We start from the raw sequence: 2052 nt of genomic DNA, 5'->3' as shown, positions 1-2052 counted from the left end.
GGCGGCTTTCCGGGCGCGCAACGCGTTTTGAGCGAGCTCAGCAACGGGCCGCGCCGCCGCCGTGTCGGTTTAAAGCCGGACGGCAAAGCGCCGGTGCGCGCGCATGCGCCGCTCTTCGCCGATGCCGAAGGGCAAAGATTGATCGGCGAGGTCACCTCCGGCGGGTTCGGTCCGAGTGCGGAAGGCCCCGTTGCCATGGGTTATCTGCCCGCAGAGCACACCGCTCCCGGTACACAGGTCTTTGCTGAGGTGCGCGGCAAGTATCTGCCGATGACCGTGTCTACCATGCCGTTCATCACGCCCACCTACAAACGTTGACGTTTCATTTCATGCTGCTTCCGGATCAGGCTGCGCTGCAGCTGGCCCGGTGCACCTTCATTCTCGGAGAGAAAAAATGCTGAAGTTCACCGCCGAACACGAATGGCTGAAGCTCGATGGCGATGTTGCAGCAGTGGGCATCACGCAGCATGCCGCCGACCAGCTCGGCGACCTCGTTTTCGTGGAACTGCCGGAAATCGGAACAGAACTCGCCAAGGGCGACAACGCCGCCACGGTTGAAAGCGTGAAGGCGGCTTCCGACGTTTACGCGCCGCTCGACGGCGAAGTGACCGAGGTCAACCAGGCGCTCGTCGACGATCCTTCGCTGGTCAATTCGGACCCGCAGGGTGCCTGGTTCTTCAAGCTCAAGCTGAAGACCCTTGCAGATGCCGACGGCCTGCTGGACGAGGCCGCCTATCAGGACCTGATCGGATGAGTGACTCCATCGACTTCCATTTCACCGATTACGATCCCTACGACTTCGCCAATCGCCGCCATATCGGTCCTTCACCGGCCGAGATGGGGGCGATGCTGAAGGTGATCGGCTATCCTTCGCTCGATGCGCTCATTGACGCGACAGTGCCTTCCTCCATCCGCCAGCAGAAGCCGCTGGCTTGGGGTGCGGCGTTGACGGAGCGCGAAGCGCTCGACCGCTTGCGTGAAACGGCCAACAAGAACCAGGTGCTCACCTCGCTGATCGGCCAAGGCTATTACGGCACCGTCACACCACCGGTGATCCAGCGCAACATTCTGGAAAACCCGGCCTGGTACACGGCCTACACGCCCTACCAGCCGGAAATCAGCCAGGGCCGCCTCGAAGCGCTCTTGAACTTCCAGACGATGATCTGCGATCTGACCGGGCTGGATGTCGCCAATGCCTCGCTGCTCGATGAGGCGACGGCAGCGGCCGAAGCCATGGCGCTGTGCCAGCGTCAGGCCAAGAACAAGGCAACCGCCTTCTTCGTCGACCAGAACTGCCATCCGCAGACGATCGCGCTGATCGAAACGCGTGCGGCTCCACTCGGATGGTCGGTGATTGTCGGCGATCCGATGACAGACCTCGACCCAGTCGATGTGTTCGGCGCGATCTTCCAGTATCCCGGCACGCATGGGCATATCCGTGACTTTTCCGGGCTGATCGCCCGCCTGCATCAAACCGGCGCCGTTGCCGCCATCGCGGCAGACCTCCTGGCTCTGACGCTTCTCAAGTCGCCCGGCGAAATGGATGCCGACATTGCGGTCGGCACCACGCAGCGGTTCGGCGTTCCGGTCGGCTATGGCGGTCCGCATGCCGCCTATATGGCCGTAAAGGATGCGCATAAGCGCGCCATGCCTGGCCGTCTGGTGGGCGTGTCCGTGGATGCGCGCGGCAACCGCGCTTACCGCCTGGCGCTGCAAACCCGCGAGCAGCATATCCGGCGGTAAAAGGCGACCTCGAACATCTGCACCGCGCAGGTTCTGCTTGCCGTGATGGCTTCCATGTACGGGGTTTTCCACGGCCCGGACGGGCTGAAGGCGATCGCGCAGCAGGTCCACAAGAAGGCGGTGCTGATGGCCAAGGGCCTGGAACAGCTTGGCTATACGATCGAGCCCGAAACCTTCTTCGACACGATCACCGTCGAAGTCGGCCACATGCAGGCGCTGATCCTGCGTGCGGCCGTGGCCGAGGGCGTCAACCTGCGCAAGGTCGGAACCACGAAGATCGGCATGTCGCTCGACGAGCGGACGCGGCCC

General features: G+C 63.0%; 2 protein-coding genes and 1 pseudogene. All 3 read left to right on the top strand.

Going from position 1 to position 2052, the window contains the following annotated elements; all coding sequences use genetic code 11:
• Positions 1-318 (top strand): glycine cleavage T C-terminal barrel domain-containing protein (locus RTX98_RS01295; protein WP_312794032.1); only part of this gene is annotated, 318 nt, incomplete at its 5' end.
• 76 nt (positions 319-394) lie between these two features.
• Positions 395-754 carry a glycine cleavage system protein GcvH gene (gcvH, locus tag RTX98_RS01290; RefSeq protein WP_312794031.1) on the top strand — a complete coding sequence of 120 codons (360 nt, stop codon included), beginning with the start codon at positions 395-397 and terminating at the stop codon, positions 752-754.
• A pseudogene (locus RTX98_RS01285) lies at positions 751-2052 on the top strand (glycine dehydrogenase); the annotation flags it as partial. The gene gcvH and the pseudogene RTX98_RS01285, both read left to right, overlap by 4 nt.

The organism is Tianweitania sp. (assembly GCF_032053605.1).
Taxonomy (GTDB): Bacteria; Pseudomonadota; Alphaproteobacteria; order Rhizobiales; family Rhizobiaceae; genus Tianweitania.
This window is presented reverse-complemented; position numbering and strand designations above follow the sequence as displayed.

Excerpts from the sequence above, each read along its gene's own strand:
- gcvH (WP_312794031.1), top strand. The coding sequence starts at position 395 with ATGCTGAAGTTCACCGCCGAACACGAATGGCTGAAGCTCGATGGCGAT.